This is a genomic window from Mesorhizobium sp. B1-1-6 (assembly GCF_006443035.1).
GTDB lineage: Bacteria > Pseudomonadota > Alphaproteobacteria > Rhizobiales > Rhizobiaceae > Mesorhizobium.
On record NZ_VFWR01000002.1, the window covers coordinates 1 to 21,739 of the forward strand.

Below are 21,739 nucleotides of genomic sequence, written 5' to 3' on the forward strand. Positions count from 1 at the left end.
GTGAACCGCTTCGACGCCAAAACAGAAGCGGACAGATCATGTGCTACCAAACCGGACAACTTGATTAGCTACCGACATGTTTTTGGGAAGGCGTTTTTGGGAACGCCCGTCGATCTGGCAACCACACCGGGGCAGATCAATCACGGGCGGCATGAAAATGGTGCCGCGAATATGTTTGGGGTCCAGAAAGACAAAACCCGCCGGACAGGTCCGGCGGGTTCGGAACCGGCGACGAGCAAGCGTCTGCGGCGGCTCTGCTTTGCGACCCCGCCTTGCGGCGGGGCGGTTCTTGAAGTCAGATCGCCTGGCGGGCGATCTTTTCGATGTCGGCGCGGTTGATGCCGAGATCGCTGAGCTGGCGCGCGTTGAGGCGGTTCAGTTCGCGCACGGTCTCGTTGTACATACGCCAGTTACGGAAAGCGCGGATCGGGTTCATGTCAGTCCTCCAAATGGGGTGTTCGTTTCGATGATGCTCAAATAGTCATCATCGAGCGGCACTTGAATGGCTGATTTTGCATAGCAATGATGCAAATGCTGCATTGCACCATTAAGCTTTTATTCAGCTTGCAGGCAGGGGCCGGGTCGCGGGTATGAGCCCGCCTCGGCCAGCCGGGCATCGGCAATGTTCCCGTCAGCCGACGTCGAGCACGATCTTGCCGATATGATCGCCTTCCTCCATACGCTCATGCGCCCGCCAGGCATCGGCAAGCGGGAAGATCATGTCCATGACGGGCGCGATCCGGCGCGTGCCGAGCAACGGCCACACCTGCGCTTCGAGCGCGGCTGCCAGCGCCGCCTTGAACTCGACGGTGCGCGGCCTCAGTGTCGAACCGGTATGAACAAGCCGCTTGACCATGATTTTCGAGAAATCGGCGCTCGCCACCGCGCCGCCTTGCAGGGCGATCTGGACGATCCGGCCCTCGACCGCCGCGGCCTCGTAGTTGCGCGCCACATAGTCGCCGCCGACCATGTCGAGGATGACGTCGGCACCCTTGCCGCCCGTCGCTTCCTTGACCGCTGCGACGAAATCCTCCTCGCGGTAGTTGATCGCCCGGTCGGCTCCGAGCTTCAGGCAGGCATCGCATTTCTCCTTGTTGCCGGCCGTAGTGATGACATGGGCACCGAAGGCCGATGCAAGCTGGATCGCCGTTGTGCCGATACCCGAAGAGCCGCCATGAACCAGCAGCGTTTCGCCTTTCTTCAAGCCGCCGCGCTCGAACACATTGTGCCAGACGGTGAAATAGTTTTCCGGCACGGCCGCCGCTTCCGTGTGGGTGAAACCGGCCGGCAGCGGCAGCACGCTGCCGGCATGAACCTTGACATATTCGGCATAGCCGCCGCCGGGGGTGAGCGCGCAGACGCGCTCGCCAAGGCGCCAGCGAGAGATTTCGTCGCCGAGCGCGGCCACTTCGCCCGACGCCTCCAGGCCCGGCAGGTCCGACGCACCGGGCGGCGGCGGATAGGCGCCCTTCCGCTGCTGCACGTCGGGCCTGTTGACGCCGGCGGCGCGCACCTTGATCAATATCTCGCCGGGACCGGGCACAGGCACATCGCGCGTCTCCGGTTTCAGCACCCTGGGCCCACCCGGCTCGGAGATCGCGATGGCCGTCATCCTTGCCGGAATTTTAGATCCGCTCGCCATGAAATCTCCCGTCTTTCCTCGCCGCATTCTTGCCGGCTGTTTGCATCGACGCCCCTGCCCTATGTATGCTCATTGGCAAATCAGGCAAATGGCCAATCGGTATGGCGGAGGAGGAGCACAAATGGCGATCTTCGACGACGAACCCAAGAAGAAGGCGCGTCCGCACGAGATCGGGCAGGACCTGTCGCTGCTCTCCGTCGGCGAGTTGTCGGAACGGATCGGCATCCTGCGTGACGAGATCGCCCGGTTGGAGGCTGAACTCAAGTCGAAGGACAGCACCAAATCCGCGGCCGAGGCGCTGTTCCGCCGCGGATAAGGCCGAAAAGACCCGCCTCCGAAAAGCCCGAATGCGACTGTCTTCAGACTCTGCGTCTCTCCTCGATTTCAGCCGGATCAAAAAATGCTCGCAGCCTACAGACCGATCCTTTCGCTGCTTCGGGGCACCGCCTTCCTTTTGGCAGCGTCGGGATTGCACGGCTTGCTGTTGCCGCTGCGCGGCCAGGTGGAAGGCTTCTCCACCGCATCGCTTGGCCTGATGGGCACAGCCTGGGCCGGCGGCTTCGTCACCGGCTGCTTCTTTGCACCACGTATTGTGCGCCGTGCCGGCCACGTGCGCGCCTTCGGCGCCTTCGCCGCGTCCGGCGCCATCGTTGCGCTGCTCACCGGATTGGTCATCGACGAATATGTCTGGATCCTGTTGCGCGCCTTCACCGGCTTCACCATGGCCGGCGCCTTCATGGTCATCGAAAGCTGGCTGAACGAAAAGGCCACCAACGAGAATCGCGGCACCGTCTTCGGCCTCTATATGATGGTTACCTATGCCTCGATCATGGGCGGGCAGATGATCGTCGCCGGCGGCGACGTGAAATCGGCCTCACTCTTCATGATCACCGGCATCCTGTTCTGCCTTTCGCTGATCCCGACCGCGGTTTCGACCGCCTCGCACCCCAAGCCGCTCCAGGACGTCAAGCTCGACGTCAAGGGGCTCTACGCCAACTCGCCGGTCTCGGCCATCGCTTGCGTCCTCATCGGCATCGCCAACGGCGCATGGGGCACGCTTGGCGCCGTCTATGGCGCCCGCATCGGCATCTCCACCGCTGAGATCGCCTTGATGATGAGCCTGGTGGTGGTGGCGGGTGCCGCCATGCAGCTTCCGGCCGGGCGTTTCTCCGACAAGACCGACCGGCGCTTCGTGCTGGCGGGTGCCGCTTTCGGCGCTGCGCTGTTCGCGCTCTTGATCTTCCTGTTCGAGCCGCGCTCCGGCGTCTTCGTCATCGTCTTCACCGCCGCCTACGGTGCTTTCGCCTATACGCTCTATTCGATCGCCGTGGCGCATGCCAACGACCACGCCAGTGCCGAGGACTTCGTCAAGGTTTCGGGCGGCCTGCTGCTGCTCTATGGCTTCGGCACCATGATCGGACCCTTGCTGGCGGCCGCCCTGATGGGCTGGATGCGTCCGGAGGGCCTGTTTCTGGCGACCGCCTTCGCGCATCTTTCCCTGGCAGGCTACACGCTGCTGCGCATCAGCCGCCGCGCGCCGGTGCCGATCGAGGACCGCGACGCCTTCAAGACGCAGCCCGCCGACCGTTCGGTGACGCCGGAAGCATTGCGGCTTGACCCACGAAGAAAAGCAGAAGCAAACGGTTGAGATTCGAAGAACTTTGCCCCACAAATGAGGCATGATGCTTTCCGACGCCTTCATGGCGATCGCCGATCCCAACCGGCGCCATCTCCTGGAAGAACTTCGACGCGGTCCCAAAACCGTCAATCAACTGGCAGCCGGGCTGCCGGTCTCACGTCCGGCCGTATCGCAGCATCTGAAGGTGTTGCTCGATGCCGGCCTTGTCCACGCCAAGGCCGAAGGCACGCGGCGCGTCTATACGGTGAGCAATGCCGGCTTCCTGAAACTCAACATCTGGCTCGACCAATTTTGGGAGACTTGATCGTTCCTGTTCAAACGACCGGTCACGCACCACGATCAGCCATCATTATAGGGGAAGAGCTTGAAATAGGGCTGCGCCTCCTCAATCACCTGGGCGAAGGCCGGCCGCTGCAACAGCCGGTCATGGTAGCGACTCACGGCAGGATATCTGTCGCCGAATGGCTCGACCTTGTTGGCGTAGAACAGGGCCGGCGAGGCCGCGCAATCGGCCATGGTGAAGGCGTCGCCCACAGCCCAGTTCCTCGACGCCATCTCCTGCTCGATGATCGCATAGGAATTGCGCAACTGGTCGCGCGCCTGTTCGACGCCGAACGGATCGGTCCTACGTTCCGGGCGCAGCCGGTCCCCGACGATCTTCTGCATCGGTTCCTGCACATAGAGATCGTAAAAGCGATCGGCCTGGCGAACCGCGATTGCGAGGTCGATATCGGCGGGGACGAGGTCGACCGGTCCGGGATAGTGCGCGGCCAGATACTCGATGACGAGGGTCGACTCCAGCACGGTGCGGTCGCGCGCATCGTCACGCAAAGCGGGCATCTTGCCCCAGGGCGCTATCTTCAGGAAGGCCGCTCGCGACTGCTCGTCGCCGAGATCGACGATGACGGACGCGAACGGCGTGCCGTTCTCGTAGAGCGCGATCAGCGGCTTCCAGCAAAACGAGGCCAGCGGATGATAGTGAAGCGTCAGGGACATTTTTGCTTACCTGTCTCGGGGTTCACGTCGTCTAGTACCGAAATGTTTACTTAACTATTGCCCAAACTTGTGGCGTCAGGACCGCGCTTTGAGTGCCAATCGGCCCGGATATGAGCAACGATGCCGGTGACGATCACATCCCAATCGTCCGGATGCAGTTCGTGGCCACCGCCTTCAACCCGGAGGAGTTTCGCGCCGGCGACCGCCCCGGCCAGCGCTTCGCCATGCTCGACCGGAAAGATGGGATCGGCCGTACCATGGATTACCAGCAGCGGCGCGTTCATCTCGTGCAGTCGGCCCCTCCATCGATCACTATCGCCCTTGAGCAGGAAATGATTGGTCGCGCTGAGCAGGCCGCCGGAGCGATCATAGTCCCGCTCGATGAAGGCTCTCATGCGGCCCTCGTCGAAGGGATGCGCTGTGCTGGCGATCGCCTTGGCATCTTTGATCATGAAGTCCATGACCTGGCGGCGATCCGACCAGTCAATGTGCGCGCCTTCAGCCGAATGTTTGATATAGGCATCGCTGGTCTGCGGCAGGTTCGAGGTGTCCACTCCCATCGGCGAGCTGCTGATCACGGTCAGCGACGCGACGCGGGACGGATGCTTGAGCACCACGAGCTGCGTGATCATGCCGCCCATCGACATGCCGGCGATATGCGCCTTGTCGAGGCCGTGGCTGTCGAGAACGCCGATCGCATCGTCGGCCATGTCGTCGAACGTGTAGGGCGGCTCTCCCGGCGGATATTTGGTCGAGCGGCCGGTATCTCGATTATCATAGCGGATTACGAACAGTCCCGCGGCGGCGAGTTTCCGGCAAAACGCCTCCGGCCACCACAGCATTGAGGCCATCGCTCCCATGATCAGCAGCAGAGCGGGGTCGGCGGGGTCGCCAAAGGCTTCGGATATGATAGTGGGGCGTCCAGTCTTCGTCATCGCGTCGCCTCCTCATCTGCTTGCATTTTGCAATCGGTTGCACCATAATAAAACCGATACAATAATGCAACCGGTTTTGGAGAAGTCGAATGAACATCGATCGCCGCTCGGGTTGCCCGATCAATCTTTCGCTGGAAGTGTTCGGCGACCGCTGGAGCCTGATCATCCTTCGCGACATGATTTTTGGCGGCAGGCGCCATTTTCGCGAGTTGCTCAACGGGTCGATGGAAGGCATTGCTTCCAACATACTGGCCGACCGGCTGAGGCGGCTGATGGATCTGGGCATGCTGACCAAGGCCGACGATCCTTCGCACAAGCAGAAGGCGATCTACAGCCTGACCGAAATGGCGATCACCCTGGTGCCGATCCTGGCCCATCTCGGCGCCTGGGGCCGCGTCTGGCTGCCGGTCAGCGAGGAATTGTCGATCCGGGCCGAGCTTCTGGAAAAGGGCGGGCCGCCGCTATGGGAGAAATTCATGGGTGAGTTGCGCCACGAGCATCTCGGCACGCCCCTCGATGCAGCGTCCGGCCCCTCTGTACGCGCGACCCTGCAGGCCGCCTATGAGGCCGTGCTCGCCAGCAAGGCTCTCGGCGGCAACCCGGCCGCGTGACCAACTATTTTCCCCGTTGAATGGCCGGCTCTGCTACAAGAGGCCGAAAATCACGTCACGAGATTGGAACAGACTCTTGGTTGAGAACTCTAGGGATACTGCCCGCGCGCGCGCCGATCTGCGCTTCAAGAAGCAGGAGGAAGCGGCCACGGTCCGACAGAAGGCGATGGCCGAGTATGTCGCCGAGAGCGATGCCCGCAAGGTCAAGACCGACAAGCTGCGGGCGCTGCGGCTGGCCAAGGAAGCCGAAGACCTTGCCAACGCGCCGGCAGTGCCCGCCAAGAAGCCCGCCCGCGCCAAGAAGAAGTAGCACGCCGCTCCCGGTTGCTTCGTTGCCGGCCCTGAGCCGGTGGCCGTTGATCGCATTTGGTGGATCGCGGCATAGGCGCGATCCGGATCGGCGCGTTCACCCCGCTTTCCACGAAGCAATTTCAACCGGAACCTGGATTGCCTCGTCCGGCTGGCTGCCGATGATTATCCGTTCAAACAGGAGATCGCCATGACCGCACTGCCGCTCGACAAAGCCCTCGAGATCATCGATGCCGCCTTCACCAAGGGCGCGGAGCTCAAGCTCAGGCCGCTCGGCGTCTCGGTGCTCGACGCCGGCGGCCATCTCGTCGCCTTCCAGCGCCAGGACGGCGCCTCGTTCCTGCGCCCGCAAATGTCGGCCGGCAAGGCCTATGGCGCGCTCGCCATCGGCATGGGCTCGCGCCGCGTCGAGGCCTTCGCCAAGGAGCGCCCGCATCTCATGACCGGCATCTCCGACGTCTCGGGCGGACGCGTGTTGCCGGTCGTGGGCGGCGTGCTGATCCGCGACAAGGCAGGCAGCATCATAGGCGCGGTCGGTATTTCGGGCGACAGCTCGGACAATGACGAAGCCGCCGCCATCGCCGGCATCGAGGCCGCCGGCTTCACCGCCGATCCGGGCTGAGGTTAATTCAGGTTGATATCCCTGCTCGCCGACCGCATCGACACCGAGAAGCCGGCGAGCACGTCGAACAGCGCGATGATCATCAGCGTGAAGAAGACCGAGTGCGCGGCGCCCTTGACCAGCAGGAACTCGACCAGGAAGGCCACGAAGACCAGCGTCGACAACAGATGGTCCATGATCGAGGCGTTCGTAGTGCGCGCCGATTTCACGATCTCGACGAAGAGGAAGATGAGCCCGATCAGCACCATAAGGTCGCCGAGCGTCATCGAGAACACCCCGCCGGACATCATGCCGACGGAAAAGACCTCGCTTGCCCAGGGATCGTCACCGCTGCCGAATATTCCGAGCAGCCCGAGATTGTAGAGGACAAAGGGCACGATCAGCAGCGGGACGGCACCGAACATCTGGCGTCTCCATTTGGGGGCACCCCTTTGTAGAGTGCGCCACCGGCACGCCGTCAAGAATTTTCGCAGCACGCCCCAAACACGCTAGAAGACCGAATGCAACAACGATGTCAGCCGGTTGTCCGGCCGACATCTTAGAAATCGAGCCGCGGGATGCGTGACCGCGCACCCCGCTCGCGATCAGCGCTTGAAGTAGCCGGCGCGCACGGCCGCGCCGATGACGTTGAGGATGATATGGCCGGCCGTCATCGAGGTGATCTCGTTGACATCGCGCGCCGGCGCGATCTCGACGATATCCATGCCGACCAGCTTTCCTTTGCCGACCAGCCCCTTGATGAGTTCAATCGTCTGCCGGTAGCTGACGCCGCCCGGCTGTGGCCCCTCGACCGCCGGCATCACCGCCGGATCGAGGCCGTCGGCATCGATGGTGAGATAGTAGCGGCCGCCGTCGGGAATTCGCTTCAGGAGCGCCGCGGTGCCGATGTCCTGCCATTCATTGGTGGTGATGATGTTGGCGCCATAGGCGCGGGCGGCCTCGACCTCCTCGGTGCGCGCGCTGCCCTGGCCGCGAACGCCGACTTGGAAAATGTCCTTGATATGCGTCATTTCTGAGGCCCGGCGGATGGTGCTGGAATAGCCCTCCTTGACCCCGTTGACGTTGTCACGCCAGTCGAGATGGGCATCGAGCTGAACCAGCGTGATCGGACCCTCGCCGTCAAGCGCCCGGAAGATCGGGATCGGAATGCCGTGGTCGCCGCCGATTGTGATCGGCAGTGCGCCCGCGGCGCGGATCTTGCGGATCGCCGCTTCGGCTCTGCCGTAGTGCCCGACATGATCGGCCGCCGCGCCGGGAACATCGCCGACGTCTACCACCTTGATGTCCTTGCCGTCGAAGACTGGCCCACCGATGTCGAAATCATAGCGGTCGAGCGCCTGGCTGATCCGCTGCGAGGCGCGCCGCACCGCGGTCGGCGCATTGGTCTGGTCGTTGATCAGCTCGTCGATCGTGTAGGGATCGCCATAGGGCATGCCGATGATGGCGACATCGGCCTTCAGCGTGTCGAGGTCATCGACCAGCGGAAAGTTCATGAACGTCTGGAAGACGTCGCGCGGCGCGGTGGTGAGTTTGGACATGGGGTCTCCTCTGCGTTGAAGCTTTTTTGGATCAGGCGCCACGGCGGGCTGCGAGATGGGGCTGCAGCCTATGCTCCAGGCTGCGCGAGATCGCTGCCACGAAGGCCGTCAGCCCCCAGTACAGCAATGCGATGGCGGTGAAGATCTCCACCGGCGAGAAGGTGCGGCCAATGATGTTCTGGGCCATGTAGGTGAGTTCCGGTACGGTGATCGCCGACAGGATCGCCGATTCCTTGATCAGCGTAATGGTGAGATTGGTGGCCGCGGGCAGGATGTAGCCGAGCACCTGCGGAACCAGGATCTTACGGAAGATAGTCAGGTAGCGCAGCCCCAGCGCGTAGCCGGCCTCGACCTGGCCGTACGAAATCGACTGGATCGCGCCCCTGATGATCTCGGCCGAATAGGCGCTGGCATAGGCTGACAGCGCGCCGATCGAAACGACCACGGGCGAGAGCCTGACACCGAACATCGGCAAGGCGTAGAACAAAAGGAATATCTGGATCAGGAACGGGATATTGCGGAATATTTCGACATAGGCTGAGACGATCGCCGTCGGCACCCGTCCGCCGCGCAGCCGGATAAGCGCCAGCACGGTGCCGAGCGCGAAGCCGAACGGCAATGCGACAGCGCACATCAGCACCGTGTTGCCGAAGCCCTTGGCGAGGATCTGCCAGTTGTCCGCTATGACGGAAAAATCGAAGCTCATGCGCGTACGCCTTGCGCCTTGCGTTCCAGGCGCTTGGTCAGCACGCTGCATGAGAGCAGCACGACGAAATACAGCACCGCCGCGATGCAGAAGGCCTCGACCGGCCGGTAGGTGACGTTCATGATGTTCTGCGCGGTGCGGGTCAGTTCCACCACCGCGATCACCGACAGGATCGAGGATGCCTTCACCAGCATGGTGAACTCGTTGACCATCGGTGGGATAATGGCGCGGAAGAGCTGCGGCAGGATGACCTTGAACCAGGTCACGGCAGGCTTCAGCCCGAGCGCCTTGGCCGCCTCGTACTGGCCGGCGGGAATGCGCGTCAGCCCGGCGCGCAGGATTTCGGCGACGAAGGCCGCGCTGTTGAAGCTGAGCGCCAGCACGCCGGCCAGGAGCGGCGGCAGGTCGATACCGACGAGGCCCGGCAGCACGTAGTAGACCATGAAGATCTGCACGATCAGCGGCGTGCCTCGGATGAAGCTGGTGTAGACCGCGCCGATCCAGCGGATCACGCGCCAGCGCGACCTGCCACATGCGAGCAGGCCGAAGCCGATCAATGTGCCCACCAGAAACCCCAGCGCCGAGACGCTCAGCGTGATGCCGGCGCCGGCCAGGAATTCCGGCAGGAAGGTCAGCGTCTTTGAAAAATGGAACATTTTTCAGCTCGAATGATCCCTGGACGTCCGGGCCATCCGAGACCGGCGCGTCCAATGACTGGAACCACCGGTCCGGCAGCGCCGGGCGCCTGGTTGGGGGCTTAGAGCGCGCCAGGCGGCAGATAACCCTCGTCGGGCGTCTTCATCTCGAACCCGAACCATTTGAGCTGAAGCTCCTTCAGCTTGCCGCTGTCCTTCAAGTCGCCGATTTTGGCGTTGATGAAGGCGCGCAGATCCTTGTCCTCCGGCCGCACCACCCAGGAGAGATAGGAGAATTCGCCGATCGAGCCGACGACCTTGTAGGTATCGGGAACGTTCTTCATCAGAACGGCCGCCGAAGGCGAGGCGATGACGATGGCGTCGACCTGGCCGGAGGCCAGAGCGACATGGGTCTCGGGGAAGGAGGTGAACAGCTTCATCTCGCCGACACCCTTGCCGCCTTTATCCTTGAGCTCCTTGTCATAGGCCTCGATGATGGGCTGCACGGAGGAGGCGAGTTGCGTGGCCACCACCATGCCGTTGATGTCCTCCGGCTTCTTGATGCGCTCCTCGTCGACGCGCACGACGACGACGTTCTCGAACGAACCGGTTGGCCGCGTGTAGGCGTATTTCGCCGCCCGCTCGGCGTTGATGCCGGTCGAGGTCGCCATCAGGTCGAACTTCTTGGCCAGCAGCCCTGGCAGCAAGCCTTGGAAAGGCAGGTTGAGCTGGTCGAGCTTCACGCCGAGCTGGCTGACCACATAGTCGAGAATGTCCTTGTTATAGCCGACGATCTGGCCGTCGCGGACGAATTCGAACGGCTCGAACGCGGCCTCGGTTCCGACAAGGATGGTGCCGCGCTGCTTGATTTGGTCGACCAGCCCATTGGCATGGGCGGTGGCAGTGAACGGCAGGAGGAGCGGCGCGGCGGCAAGAAGGGTCAGGACGCGGCGGCGCGAAGCGGAAAGAAACTCACCCATTGTTACCCTCTTTTTTCTTCGGTTTTGCTGTGCTGGTAAGCCCGGCCGCTATGCTTGAAGACGCGACCGATCATGTAGCTCTCGGAATCCTTGATCCCGGGAACGTTGGCCAGTTCACTGACGAGGAAATCGTGCAGGCTGGTCGTGGATGGCAAAGTGAGCTGGATGATGATGTCGAACGGCCCGGTCATGGCGTAAACGCTGTCGACGAACGAGTATTCCGACAGTTTTCGAGCAACGCTGATGATGTGCTCGCGGTCGACGTCGAGCCCGACAATGGCCGCAATGCCGACATCGCTGCGCAAAGGGCGCACGACCGCCTGGATGCAGATATCCGGGTCCTCGAGCACACGGGCCATTTTCCGCCGCACCGTCGCTTCGGTGACGCCGATGCGCTTGGCGATATCCACACTCGACATCCGCCCATCGACTTTGAGTTGGGAAAGGACGGCCTGCTCGGTATCGTCGAGATCACTTGTGCTGACGAAATCCCACATCGAATTCCCAATCTGTGTCGATTTCCGACTATAAATTCAAAAATCGCATAAGAAACCGTCTATGGCAATCCCACAGATTGCGAAAAACACCAGCGACGCTGCCTCCGGCGATTGCCGCGCATCGGGCTCACGGTTCGATCATTGGGAAAAGTCGTGTCGACCGAGTCGAAGGCGATGTGCGGTATGCAATCGGCCATGCCTCGAGGATGCACGATGAGGCGGCGTCCGGGCCGATCGGAGATCAAGGCCTGGAGACGCAGCTACGCTGTCGGTCGTCGGTCCCGCCAGACGCAAAAAGACCGGCCAGCGGCCGGTCTTTTTAGCTCAAACATCAGGAAAGCTGGTCTCAGCTTTCCTTGGGCGTCAGCACCTGGCGGCCGCGATACATGCCGGTCTTCAGGTCGATATGGTGCGGGCGGCGCATTTCGCCGGAGTTCTTGTCCTCGACATAGGTCGGGGCCTTGAGGGCGTCTGCCGAGCGGCGCATGCCGCGCTTGGACGGAGAGGTTTTTCGTTTCGGAACGGCCATGGATATGCTCCACTACATGGTCAAAAGCCCCGCCCGCCCTCGTGAAAGGGCCGTGTCAGGGGCCGGAATCTGAGAAAGTCGGGTGCCTATACACGCCCGGTGCCGTTTTGGCCAGCGCTGCCCGCGAATTTTTTTATGTCGGCTACTGGAGGCAGCCGACATAAGCGCCGGATCGGCCGGCGCGCCGCTCGATCAGGTTGGCCAGCCTCCTCAGCCCCGGCCCGGGCTTGGCCGGGTTGCGGGCGATCGGATTTGGCAAGCTGACGGCAAGCAGCGCGGCCTGACGGCGCGACAGCTGTTTTGCCGAAATACCGAAATGGTGCCGCGCGGCCGCCTCGATCCCGTATATGCCCGGCCCCCACTCGGCGATGTTGAGGTAGATTTCCATGATCCGCCGCTTCGACATCACCGCGTCGAAATAGACGGCCAGCGGCAACTCGACGACTTTGCGAACCGTGCCCAGCGGACGAGACCACAAAAACAGGTTCTTCACCGTCTGCATGGTGATGGTCGAGGCGCCGCGCGTCCCCTCGCCGGCCAGCGCGTCGTCGACGACACCCCGCAATTCGCCGAGGTCGACGCCGCGATGGAAACAGAACTGTCCGTCCTCCGACATGATCACCGAATTGGCCAGCACCGGTGCCACGTCGTCGATCGACACCCAGCGGCGGTCATAGCCGGAGAAGGTGGCAAGATCCTTCAGCATCAGCGTCGACACCGGATGCACGAAAGACGGCAGATAGAGAAAGGTCAGCACCGTAGGGATAAGCGCCAGCACGGCAGCCACGACGATACCGCGCCGGACCCAGCGTTTGAGAGCACGACGGTTCACGCCACGGGATCTCGTCGCCATGTCCAGCTTTTCGGTTTCATGATCGACGATCGGTTCCGCCAAGTCGCCCAACCCGTGTCTCTCCCTCCCCCGGCATAATGGCGCTTGTCTTCTTGCGCAACGTCTGAGTGTCGGCTACCGGTCCGGGCCATGACGAATGACGATGAAATGGCGTTCGAAACGGCGCTCGTCGCACGGGCCGCCGCCGTCGAGACGTTGCTGCGGCGATTGCTCGACGACCGCGCGCTCACGGGCGAGATCGCGCGGCCCGAGCGCCTTATGGCGGCGATGCGGCACGGCGTGCTCAACGGCGGTAAGCGCCTGCGCCCCTTTCTGGTGATGGAAAGCGCGGCCCTGTTTTCCGCCGACGGCGAAGCGGCACTGCGCGTGGCGGCCGCACTGGAATGCGTGCACTGCTATTCGCTGATCCATGACGACCTGCCGGCGATGGACGACGACGATCTGCGCCGCGGCCAGCCTACCGTGCACAGGGCCTTCGACGAGGCGACTGCCATCCTCGCCGGCGACGCCCTGCTGACGCTTGCCTTCGACATCCTCGCCGACGAGACTACGGCGCTGCCGGCGGAGCGGCGGGCCGCCCTTGTGCTGGCGCTCGCCCGCGCCGCCGGGACCGGCGGCATGGTCGGCGGCCAGACGCTGGACCTCGAGGCCGAGCGCATCGCCCCGGACGAGGCCGGGATCATCCGGCTGCAGGCGATGAAGACCGGTGCGCTGATCCGCTTTGCCTGCGAGGCGGGCGCGGTCGTCGCCGGCGTGCCTGCCGGGGATCGCGAAAGACTGGCCGAGTTCGGCTCGGCGATCGGGCTTGCCTTCCAGCTTGCCGACGATCTTCTCGATTTGACCGCGGATGCCGCACAGATGGGCAAGGCGACGGGCAAGGACGCCGCCGCTGGCAAGGCAACGCTGGTGGCGCTGCACGGGGAGGCATGGGCACGCGCCCAGTTGCATGGCCTTGTCCATCAGGCGCATGCGCTGCTCGAACCCTATGGCGAGCAGGCCGGCCTGCTGAAGGCAGCCGCGACCTTCGTGGCGACGCGCAACAATTGAGATCGGGCAGACCCCGGGGCTTGGCGTGAAGGTCTCTGTTTAACGGGCCAATCGGGAGGATCAGGTTCGATGTCGACCAAATTGTTCGATCTCAGCGGGCGCACCGCCCTCGTAACCGGCTCCTCGCAAGGCATAGGCTTCGCCTTGGCCAAGGGTTTGGCCGAAGCCGGCGCCAGGGTGATCCTCAACGGCCGTGACGAGGCAAGGCTCGCCACCGCGATCAGGCAGATTCCCGGAGCGGAAAAGCTGGCCTTCGATGCTACCGATCATGAAGCGGTTCGCTCGGCGGTCGACGGTTTCGAACTGGACGGCGGAGCGATCGACATTTTGGTGAACAATGCCGGCATGCAATTCCGCGCGCCGCTCGAGGAGTTTCCCGCCGATGCGTTCGAGCGCCTGCTGCAGACCAACGTCGCCAGCGTCTTCCATGTCGGCCAGGCCGTGGCGCGCCATATGATCAGGCGCGGCCGCGGCAAGATCATCAACATCGCCAGCGTGCAGACCGCGCTCGCCCGTCCGGGCATCGCGCCCTACACGGCGACGAAAGGCGCGGTCGGCAACCTGACCAAGGGCATGGCTACGGATTGGGCCAAACATGGCCTGCAATGCAATGCCGTTGCACCCGGCTATTTCGATACGCCGCTCAACGCTGCCCTTGTCGCCGACCCTGCGTTCAGCACCTGGCTGGAAAAGCGCACGCCAGCCGGCCGCTGGGGAAAGGTCGAGGAACTGGTCGGCGCCTGCGTCTTCCTGGCCAGCGAGGCCTCCTCTTTCGTAAACGGCCATATTCTCTATGTGGACGGCGGCATCACAGCGTCGATCTGATCCGCCGCGCCGAACAGGCAGGCGCGCCAAATGCTGCCCGATCGATAACCGGTTGACGCGGAGCTGACATCACTCGTGGCAGCATTCCGCTGTTCGAAGATACGCGGCTGCGGTGGTCTCACTCCCGGCCAGAGCGTTTGGGGACCTTGCGTTTCGGGAACAATTGCACCCGTCGCGACGTTCGGGACCAGAAGCAGGAGGCAACCCATGAACGACAACAAGCATCGCAAACAGCCGAGGCCAAGCGATCGCGACTTGCGCAACGATCCCGGCATCGGCGCATCCAAAGGCACCATCAAGGGTGGCGACATTCTTGACGACGACGAGGAACTCGATGGCGAAAATACTTTTCGGGGCGATGTCGAGAACGACACCACCCCGCAAGGCGGTGTGAACCCCGACCAGACCGGCCGGACGAACAAATAGAGGGAGATATCCCATGACCGGCAAGAAGACCCACGAACAGCAGGTGCGAATCATCGAGGAGCGGGTGAACACCAAGAATGCGGACAAGAATTTCAACGCCGAGGACGAACTGAAGCGGTCGAAGCAGGAAAGAACGGCTCGCCAGCAGGGCCAGTCGCTCAGGGGCGGCGACGTCGATCTGGTCGATGCCGATGACCGTGAAATGCTTCGCGGCTCGAACCAGGAATCCCGGCATCACAAACGGCCCGCGGATTGAAATAATATCCGAAGCTTGACCGTCCCTTGAAGTGGCGCGGCCCTTCATCTCGGCGCAGCCGGCAGGCTACATGGGAGGCTGCGGGAATCCGAAATTCTCGGTCGCCAGAACGAAATCTTAATGTAAATCAAGCGTAATCCCGACCGTTAAAATAATGCGTATGTGTTGGGGTTGCGCATGCCGGAATATTCTTCCTTCATACGGTCCATCCGGAGCCGTTATCTCTCAGGATTGCTGATCTTCGCGTTGGCTTCGCTGGCGATCATGCTCGCACTTGATCGCGTCAATTCCTTCCGCCACCAGATCGATGCCCTGAGCAGCAACCTTGTCATCTTTACCCGCGATCTGCGCAACGCGACCAGCTTCGCCGAGACGACGGGAACCGCCTGGCGAGCGGAGACGCGCGATGCGCTGACCGCGTCGGCGCGCGGCCATTCGGAACGCCTGACCAGCGAGATTGGGACGCTTGCGACCCAGATCGCCGCATTGCGTCCACGCCTGTCGACAAAGACGATCAACGAGCTCGAATCCGCTTCGGTCAATGGCGACCTTTTCTGGTCTCCGCGCGACATGATTCGAAACTTCAACCTGATGTCGGTGGCGCAGAAGGTCGATGAGTGGAGCTATCGCGAAATCCGCAACCAGAACGACCTGTTTGCCCAGCCGATGCTGGTCCGCGTCCGCACCGCCATGGACGACGAGCGCCATTTGGCCGATGCCTCCAGTGACCGGCTGCTGCTGTGGGCGAGCGGATTGCTGTTCGCGGTGCTCTCCATCGCCGCTTTCTGGATCTTCCGGCCGATGGAGCAAGCCATCCGCCGCGCCTTCGCCGAATCCGCCGAGTCGCTGTTCAAGGCCGAGGCGGCCGACCGCGCCAAATCGGAATTCCTCGCCAATATGAGCCACGAAATCCGCACGCCGATGAACGGCGTGCTCGGCATGGCCGAGCTGCTGGCCAAGACTGAGCTGACCGCGCGCCAGAAGACCTTCACCGACGTCATCGTCAAATCCGGCAATGCGCTGCTCACCATCATCAACGACATCCTCGATTTCTCCAAGATCAATGCCGGCCAGCTCACGCTCGACCCGGCGCCGTTCCGCCTTGCCGAGGCGGTCGAGGATGTGGCCACGCTCGTCTCCGCCCATGTCGCCGAAAAGAACCTCGAACTGATCGTGCGCGTCGACCCGCGCCTGCCGGCCTACGTCGTCGGCGACGCCGGGCGGTTCCGCCAGATTGTCACCAACCTGCTCGGCAACGCGGTGAAGTTCACCGAGAAGGGCCATGTGCTGATCGACGTCGGCGGCGAAACCGTCAATGACGTCGTCCAGCTCAAGTTGCGCGTCGAGGACACCGGCATCGGCATCCCGGCCGAAAAGTTGCAGAACGTGTTCGAAAAATTCGCCCAGGTCGACGGCTCCTCGACCCGCCGTCACGAGGGCACCGGCCTTGGTCTCGCCATCGCCGCCCGCCTCGTCGACCTGATGGCCGGCAAGATTGGCGTCGAGAGCGAGATCGGCCGCGGCTCCGTATTCTGGTTCGCGGTGCCCCTGCCCGTGCATCGTGCCGAGGCTCGCGACGAGATCGTGCCGGTCGACGTCACCGGCGCCCGCGTTCTGGTCATCGACGACAATCCGGTCAACCGCGAGATCCTGCTCGAACAGCTCAGGAGCTGGAGCTTCGACTGCGCCGCCGCCGAAAGCGGTGCGGTCGGCTTGGCTTTCCTCGACCGCGCCTGCCAGCTGGGGGCCGCCGTCGATTGCATCATCCTCGATTACCAGATGCCCGGTATGAACGGCGCCGATGTCGCGAAAGCCATCGCCGCCGACAGCCGGCTGTCGGCCATACCGGTCGTGCTCCTGACCTCGGTCGACCAGGTCGATTTCGGCAAGATGATCATTGATTTCGGCATTGCCGCGCACCTGACCAAGCCGGCGCGCTCCGCGGTCCTGCTCGGCACCGTCATCTCGGTCGTCCAGAAAGCCCGCTCGCAGGTCGGCAGGGCGCAGTTCGTTCGCGAACCTGTACCGGCGCTGCCGCAGGCGGCGCCGCCCGCCTTTACCGTCATCCGCGGCCCGGCAATGCCGGCCGTCCCCGTGCCGGAACCGACGGTCGCGCCGAACGGTCCGATCGACATCCTCATCGCCGAGGACAACGAGGTGAACCAGTTGGTGTTCGGCCAGATTCTCAACGGGTTGGGCTTGAGCTATCGCATAGCCGGCAACGGCCGCACGGCGGTCGAGATGTACCGCTCGTTGCGCCCGAGGCTGATCCTGATGGACGTCTCCATGCCGGAGATGAACGGTTACGAGGCGACCCGCGCCATCCGGGCGACGGAGGCCTCGGATGGCAGCCACATTCCGATCATCGGCGTCACCGCGCATGCGCTGAAGGGCGACCGCGACAAGTGCATCGAAGCCGGCATGGACGACTATCTGCCGAAGCCGGTTTCACCCGACCGCCTCGGCGCCAAGATAGGCACCTGGCTCAGCGAAACGGTGGTGGCGAAGACGGCATAGCTATACCGTCGACGCCTCGGACGCCGCATCCAGATGATAACGGCGCATCCAGTCGAGGCTTGTCTCGTCGGCAAGCCTTGCGACGCCGGGTCTTATATCCCCAGCATCCGGTGCCTGAACCCCCAAGGCGTCGCAAACGGACGCCAACGTTGCAACCGGATCGCTCGACAGGCGCTCATAGCCGATCCGCAGCGGGATTACCTCTTGCTCCGCGAACCACATGTTCCAGGCAGTGTCATAACCATCGAGCCCGGCAACCTCATCCTTGATCCGCCCGAAATCATATCGAGGTTCTCCGGGAGGTCCCACCCTTTCCAGTTCGGTGCCATCGGGAGCGACATGCCAAAGGCCGGTTTGCTGCGCCTTGACCAGCGATACGGCCTGCGCAAGCTTGTCCTCGCGTGACAGATGTATGTAGAGAACACGGCCAAAAGCCCTCTCGAAACGAGCTTTATCCGAGACAAGCCCCGGGAAAATCCGGTCGAGTATCGCTGAAAGCTCATCCAGATTCTCTCGCATCAGGCGCAGGCCGAAAATGCCGGTCCCACCCTTGCCGGCGGCGATGGCCGCATTGAGATAGGCGGCATTGAATTCGAGTTCGCCCATCGTGTCGCGGCCGGGCAGCCCCCACTCTTCGGCCCATTCGGGCACGTCCTGCCGCCGATAGAACGAATGAGGATCGCCCGCCGCCTTCGTGGAGGCCAGGAGCTTGCACAGCAAAGTGCTTCCGGTCCTGGGCGTGCCGCAGATAACATATGCGTCGACCATCCTGCGGCCCTCATTGCTCGTTGAAGGCAGGGCAATGCCGGCCAATCCAGGGTCGCCTATAGCCGCGGCCGTCATTTTTATCGCCCCTTCACCCGCAACGACACACCCGCTATCGGTTGCGCACCACCACGCATGCCCCGCCGACACTTTGCAGTTTCTGGCAGATAGCGCCGGCGGCGGCACGGTCGTCGACCCCGATCCTGACCGCGTAGATGCCGCGCCGGCCGATCGGCGTGCGCACCCGGCTGACCACCGGATCATGCCCGCCTAGCAGGGCCGGGAAGCGGCCTCTCACCCTGAGCCACTGGTTGATCGCGGCGCTGCGGCGGAAATTGCCGGCCACCTGGATTCCCCAGGGCTTTATGTTGATGGAAGCCATCGCCACCGTCCGCGACATGATCACCGGGAGCTTACGGCAGGCCGCGACGAAATCGGATTTCGCGTCGAGCGGTCGCACGCTTCCGGCATAGGCGCGGTCGGCGAACTTATCGACCGGCTCGCCCATGATGTCGAAGACATAGCTTTCGGTTTCCATCGGCAGGAAGCCGCCCGAGCCCAGCCAGCGCGAGACCCGGTTTTCGCCGGCATTGTAGGCGGCGGCCGCCAGGCCGAGATTGCCATAGCTGGTCTTCATCTCGGCGAGGTATTTCGCCGAGGCCGGGATCGCCTGGTTGATGTCGAAGGAATTGGCGAGCCCGCGCATCTTGGCGGTCCCCGGCATGAACTGGGCGATTCCTTCGGCGCCAACCGGACTGACGGCGTTGGGATCGAATCGACTTTCCTTCCAGATCAGCCGGGCGAAGAAATCCCTGGGCAGACCGTTCTGGTCGGCATGGGCCTGGATCAGGTTGCAGACCTTGTCGATCAGCCGCTGCTTGGCCGATTGCGGCGGATCGGCCTGGGCCAAGGTGGGCCACCCGCACAGCAGGATCAGCGCCACCGGGAGGAAGCGCAGCATTCGACCTACTCTGCCGCGGCCTTGCCGCGACCAAATCGTTGTTCGATATAGTCGGCGACCATCTTTTCGAAATCCTGCGCGATCGACGGTCCGCGCAGCGTCGCCGCCTTCTTGCCGTCGACGAAAACGGGCGCCGTCGGCGTCTCGCCGGTGCCTGGCAGCGAAATGCCGATATCGGCATGTTTGGACTCGCCCGGGCCGTTGACGATGCAGCCCATCACGGCGACCTTGAGGTTCTCGACCCCTGGGTATTTCTCACGCCACGCCGGCATGTTCTTCCTGAGATCGGCCTGGATGTTCTGGGCCAGTTCCTGGAACACGGTCGAGGTTGTGCGGCCGCAGCCGGGGCAAGCGGCGACGATCGGCACGAATTGCCTGAAGCCCATGGTCTGCAGCAATTCCTGCGACACCTGCACCTCGCGCGTGCGATCGCCGTTCGGCTCCGGCGTCAGCGATATGCGGATGGTGTCGCCGATGCCTTGCTGCAACAGGATGCCCATGGCGGCGGATGAGGCGACGATGCCTTTCGAGCCCATGCCGGCTTCGGTGAGGCCGAGATGCAGCGCATGGTCGGAACGGCTGGCGAGCTCGGTGTAAACGGCTATCAGGTCCTGCACGCCGCTGACCTTGGCCGAGAGGATGATCTTGTCGCGGCCAAGGCCGATCTCCTCGGCCATCTCGGCCGAGAGGATCGCCGACTGCACGATCGCCTCGCGCGTCACTTGCTGTGCAGTTAACGGAAAGCCGCGAGCCTGGTTGTCGTCCATCAGCCGGGTCAGGAGTTCCTGGTCGAGCGAGCCCCAGTTGACGCCGATGCGCACCGGCTTGTCATGTTTGATCGCCATCTCGACGATTGCCGCGAACTGCCGGTCCTTCTTGTCCTTGAAGCCGACATTGCCGGGATTGATGCGGTATTTGGCCAGCGCCTCGGCGCAGGCCGGATGATCGGCCAGGAGCTTGTGACCAATATAGTGGAAGTCGCCGACGATGGGCACGTTGATACCGAGCCGCGCCAGCCGCTCCCGGATGCGCGGCACGGCGGCGGCGCTTTCATCGCGGTCTACGGTGATGCGCACGATCTCGGAGCCGGCGCGATGCAGCGCCGCGACCTGGGCGACCGTCTGGTCGACATCGGCGGTATCCGTATTGGTCATCGACTGCACGACGACGGGAGCACCGCCGCCAACCACCACGCCGCCCACATCGACGCCAACCGAGGTGCGGCGCGGGAAGGGAAAGGAATAATATCCGGTCATGCCGGCAGCCTTTAATCTCTGGAGCGCCGCGCGTCCACTTGGACGCACAAAAGCGCGCTCCGGGCCGATGCGCTGAAGTCCGGGCATGAGGTGGAGGAGCAAAGATGGCTTGTCAATGGCGACAGGTCGCCACTGGCCGCAATCGATGCCGCCGCCGGTTGCTCGGCGCCCGACTTTTATCGCTCGCTTGCGTCGGCCAATCGGCTACCTGGCGATTGGCAGGCCCCATCGCTTTGTCTTTCCCGGAACGAGTCCGTCATTTCGGGGAGGAGCAAGGAGAAGAGCGACGCAGCGCAGTCCCAGAATCCAAGCCCTGACCTCAGAGCGCCGCGGCAAGGCGGAATTCTGCTCCGCTGCACTCTTCGGTCAAGGGTTATGGCATAGATTAAAGGAGGGGCCCGCGCCGAGCTTCGTCCCTGCTCGTCCTGGGACTAGGAAGTCGGAAGGCCTCTGCCTGGTACGAATATCTGTGATGGTCGACCTGAAACCGAAGATCAAAACCACCAGTCCGGCGGCAATTGCCGCCGGCAGGAAAGACCCGAATGGTGAGCGGTTATGTCAGTGGGGCATCAATGCGTCGTGGGTTTGGCCCTCAGTTTTTCAATCTCGTCCTTGATTGCCAGCTTGCGTCGCTTGAGATTCACGATTTCCAGGTCGTCCACCGACGGGTGATTCATCGCGTCATCGAGCTCGCGTTCGATGTCGCCGTGTTTCCGCTGCAACTCATCAAGATGGGATGCAAGAGACATGATTGGTTCTCCCTTTCATGATTTCCTCGATTGCAGCCGCCAAAGGCGCGTCCACCGCAGGCTCGCTCTGTGACGGCACAATGACAGTGTGCCACCTTCGCGCAGCGATGTCGAATGATCCGTGGTAGCATTCCACGACAACGTGAAATGTGATATGGGCTGCGCGCCGGTGGCAGAGAGTGCCACCCCCCGCCCAATCAGGCCCAGCTTTGGGCGCCGCAGACGTGCAGACGGTAGAGAATGTCCGATCAGGAACAGGCCGATATTCGCCTCGAATTTTCCCGGCTGAAGCAGGAACACGCCGATTTCGACGCCGCGATCAATGCGATGATCGCCATGAACTGCGACCCGCTGCAGATCCAGCGCATGAAGAAGAAGAAGCTTGCGCTGAAGGATCGGCTGATGAAGCTGGAAGACAGGATCATCCCGGACATCATCGCCTGAC

General features: G+C 62.9%; 28 protein-coding genes. 12 read left to right on the forward strand and 16 right to left on the reverse strand.

The features are described from left to right. Positions 1-295 precede the first annotated feature (295 nt). On the reverse strand, positions 296-436 hold the full coding sequence (locus FJ979_RS03535) for a DUF1127 domain-containing protein (protein WP_140500528.1): 141 nt from the start codon (positions 434-436) through the stop codon (positions 296-298). 195 nt (positions 437-631) lie between these two features. Further along, on the reverse strand, positions 632-1,642 hold the full coding sequence (locus tag FJ979_RS03540) for an NAD(P)H-quinone oxidoreductase (RefSeq protein ID WP_140500527.1): 1,011 nt from the start codon (positions 1,640-1,642) through the stop codon (positions 632-634). A gap of 121 nt (positions 1,643-1,763) precedes the next feature. Between FJ979_RS03540 and FJ979_RS03545 the strand changes: the two genes are divergently transcribed. The 3 genes from FJ979_RS03545 to FJ979_RS03555 all read left to right on the forward strand — a co-directional run bounded on the left by FJ979_RS03545 (position 1,764) and on the right by FJ979_RS03555 (position 3,585). After that, the gene (locus FJ979_RS03545; protein ID WP_140500525.1) at positions 1,764-1,958 is read left to right on the forward strand and encodes a DUF1192 domain-containing protein; all 195 of its coding nucleotides are present in this window, start codon (positions 1,764-1,766) and stop codon (positions 1,956-1,958) included. 84 nt (positions 1,959-2,042) lie between these two features. Next, positions 2,043-3,290 carry an MFS transporter gene (locus tag FJ979_RS03550; protein ID WP_140500523.1) on the forward strand — a complete coding sequence of 416 codons (1,248 nt, stop codon included), beginning with the start codon at positions 2,043-2,045 and terminating at the stop codon, positions 3,288-3,290. Between the two features lie 31 nt (positions 3,291-3,321). Continuing rightward, positions 3,322-3,585, forward strand: coding sequence for a metalloregulator ArsR/SmtB family transcription factor (locus tag FJ979_RS03555; RefSeq protein WP_140500522.1), 264 nt, complete (start codon positions 3,322-3,324; stop codon positions 3,583-3,585). Between the two features lie 35 nt (positions 3,586-3,620). On the opposite strand, the gene FJ979_RS03560 is transcribed toward FJ979_RS03555, so the two are convergent. Continuing rightward, entirely contained in the window at positions 3,621-4,277 is a 657-nt protein-coding gene (locus tag FJ979_RS03560) for a glutathione S-transferase family protein (RefSeq protein WP_140517605.1), read from the reverse strand. A 50-nt stretch (positions 4,278-4,327) separates the two neighbouring features. Continuing rightward, positions 4,328-5,212: an alpha/beta hydrolase gene (locus FJ979_RS03565; protein WP_140517604.1), complete on the reverse strand. Its 885-nt coding sequence runs from the start codon at positions 5,210-5,212 to the stop codon at positions 4,328-4,330. 89 nt (positions 5,213-5,301) lie between these two features. Here FJ979_RS03565 and FJ979_RS03570 point away from each other — a divergent pair, with 89 nt between their 5' ends. The 3 genes from FJ979_RS03570 to FJ979_RS03580 all read left to right on the forward strand — a co-directional run bounded on the left by FJ979_RS03570 (position 5,302) and on the right by FJ979_RS03580 (position 6,754). Then, positions 5,302-5,823 (forward strand): helix-turn-helix domain-containing protein, encoded by a 522-nt coding sequence (locus FJ979_RS03570; RefSeq protein WP_140580064.1) that lies wholly within the window; start codon positions 5,302-5,304, stop codon positions 5,821-5,823. Between the two features lie 76 nt (positions 5,824-5,899). Then, the gene (locus FJ979_RS03575; RefSeq protein WP_140500515.1) at positions 5,900-6,133 is read left to right on the forward strand and encodes a hypothetical protein; all 234 of its coding nucleotides are present in this window, start codon (positions 5,900-5,902) and stop codon (positions 6,131-6,133) included. Between the two features lie 189 nt (positions 6,134-6,322). Beyond that, positions 6,323-6,754: a heme-binding protein gene (locus tag FJ979_RS03580; RefSeq protein WP_140562417.1), complete on the forward strand. Its 432-nt coding sequence runs from the start codon at positions 6,323-6,325 to the stop codon at positions 6,752-6,754. A 2-nt stretch (positions 6,755-6,756) separates the two neighbouring features. On the opposite strand, the gene FJ979_RS03585 is transcribed toward FJ979_RS03580, so the two are convergent. The 8 genes from FJ979_RS03585 to FJ979_RS03620 form a co-directional block, all read right to left on the reverse strand. Next, the gene (locus FJ979_RS03585) at positions 6,757-7,158 is read right to left on the reverse strand and encodes a hypothetical protein (protein WP_140500511.1); all 402 of its coding nucleotides are present in this window, start codon (positions 7,156-7,158) and stop codon (positions 6,757-6,759) included. A 180-nt stretch (positions 7,159-7,338) separates the two neighbouring features. Continuing rightward, positions 7,339-8,292 (reverse strand): agmatinase, encoded by a 954-nt coding sequence (locus FJ979_RS03590; protein ID WP_140580065.1) that lies wholly within the window; start codon positions 8,290-8,292, stop codon positions 7,339-7,341. A 31-nt stretch (positions 8,293-8,323) separates the two neighbouring features. After that, the gene (locus tag FJ979_RS03595; RefSeq protein ID WP_140658565.1) at positions 8,324-8,998 is read right to left on the reverse strand and encodes an amino acid ABC transporter permease; all 675 of its coding nucleotides are present in this window, start codon (positions 8,996-8,998) and stop codon (positions 8,324-8,326) included. After that, the gene (locus FJ979_RS03600; RefSeq protein ID WP_140568180.1) at positions 8,995-9,654 is read right to left on the reverse strand and encodes an amino acid ABC transporter permease; all 660 of its coding nucleotides are present in this window, start codon (positions 9,652-9,654) and stop codon (positions 8,995-8,997) included. The genes FJ979_RS03595 and FJ979_RS03600 overlap by 4 nt, the downstream gene beginning before the upstream one ends. A gap of 101 nt (positions 9,655-9,755) precedes the next feature. Next, the gene (locus tag FJ979_RS03605) at positions 9,756-10,613 is read right to left on the reverse strand and encodes a transporter substrate-binding domain-containing protein (RefSeq protein WP_140500505.1); all 858 of its coding nucleotides are present in this window, start codon (positions 10,611-10,613) and stop codon (positions 9,756-9,758) included. 2 nt (positions 10,614-10,615) lie between these two features. After that, positions 10,616-11,110 (reverse strand): Lrp/AsnC family transcriptional regulator, encoded by a 495-nt coding sequence (locus tag FJ979_RS03610; RefSeq protein ID WP_140500504.1) that lies wholly within the window; start codon positions 11,108-11,110, stop codon positions 10,616-10,618. A 346-nt stretch (positions 11,111-11,456) separates the two neighbouring features. Beyond that, positions 11,457-11,639 carry a 50S ribosomal protein L32 gene (rpmF, locus tag FJ979_RS03615; RefSeq protein WP_008834724.1) on the reverse strand — a complete coding sequence of 61 codons (183 nt, stop codon included), beginning with the start codon at positions 11,637-11,639 and terminating at the stop codon, positions 11,457-11,459. Between the two features lie 142 nt (positions 11,640-11,781). Continuing rightward, entirely contained in the window at positions 11,782-12,543 is a 762-nt protein-coding gene (locus FJ979_RS03620; RefSeq protein WP_140580067.1) for a transglycosylase domain-containing protein, read from the reverse strand. Positions 12,544-12,621: 78 nt separating this feature from the next. On the opposite strand from FJ979_RS03620, the gene FJ979_RS03625 reads away from it, so the two are divergent. The 5 genes from FJ979_RS03625 (at position 12,622) to FJ979_RS03645 (ending at position 17,563) form a co-directional block, all read left to right on the forward strand. Continuing rightward, entirely contained in the window at positions 12,622-13,539 is a 918-nt protein-coding gene (locus FJ979_RS03625) for a polyprenyl synthetase family protein (protein ID WP_140517599.1), read from the forward strand. Between the two features lie 69 nt (positions 13,540-13,608). Next, positions 13,609-14,364, forward strand: coding sequence for an SDR family oxidoreductase (locus FJ979_RS03630; protein ID WP_140500499.1), 756 nt, complete (start codon positions 13,609-13,611; stop codon positions 14,362-14,364). Between the two features lie 207 nt (positions 14,365-14,571). Then, complete coding sequence (locus FJ979_RS03635) at positions 14,572-14,790, forward strand: hypothetical protein (RefSeq protein ID WP_140517598.1); 219 nt, start codon at positions 14,572-14,574, stop codon at positions 14,788-14,790. Positions 14,791-14,803: 13 nt separating this feature from the next. Next, positions 14,804-15,046, forward strand: coding sequence for a hypothetical protein (locus tag FJ979_RS03640; protein WP_140580068.1), 243 nt, complete (start codon positions 14,804-14,806; stop codon positions 15,044-15,046). 177 nt (positions 15,047-15,223) lie between these two features. Then, positions 15,224-17,563 (forward strand): response regulator, encoded by a 2,340-nt coding sequence (locus tag FJ979_RS03645; RefSeq protein ID WP_140500494.1) that lies wholly within the window; start codon positions 15,224-15,226, stop codon positions 17,561-17,563. On the opposite strand, the gene FJ979_RS03650 is transcribed toward FJ979_RS03645, so the two are convergent. From FJ979_RS03650 to FJ979_RS03665, 4 genes are all read right to left on the reverse strand, one after another. After that, positions 17,564-18,376, reverse strand: a complete 813-nt coding sequence (locus tag FJ979_RS03650) for a Stf0 family sulfotransferase (RefSeq protein ID WP_224619784.1) — start codon at positions 18,374-18,376, stop codon at positions 17,564-17,566. Between the two features lie 64 nt (positions 18,377-18,440). Beyond that, positions 18,441-19,289 (reverse strand): lytic transglycosylase domain-containing protein, encoded by an 849-nt coding sequence (locus tag FJ979_RS03655; protein WP_140525751.1) that lies wholly within the window; start codon positions 19,287-19,289, stop codon positions 18,441-18,443. A gap of 5 nt (positions 19,290-19,294) precedes the next feature. Then, entirely contained in the window at positions 19,295-20,545 is a 1,251-nt protein-coding gene (gene ispG, locus FJ979_RS03660) for a flavodoxin-dependent (E)-4-hydroxy-3-methylbut-2-enyl-diphosphate synthase (RefSeq protein ID WP_140517596.1), read from the reverse strand. Between the two features lie 569 nt (positions 20,546-21,114). Further along, a complete protein-coding gene (locus FJ979_RS03665) occupies positions 21,115-21,294 on the reverse strand; it encodes a YdcH family protein (RefSeq protein ID WP_097571999.1) in 180 nt (59 codons plus the stop codon). A gap of 240 nt (positions 21,295-21,534) precedes the next feature. Between FJ979_RS03665 and FJ979_RS03670 the strand changes: the two genes are divergently transcribed. Further along, a complete protein-coding gene (locus FJ979_RS03670; RefSeq protein ID WP_140500489.1) occupies positions 21,535-21,738 on the forward strand; it encodes a YdcH family protein in 204 nt (67 codons plus the stop codon). Position 21,739: the final 1 nt, after the last annotated feature.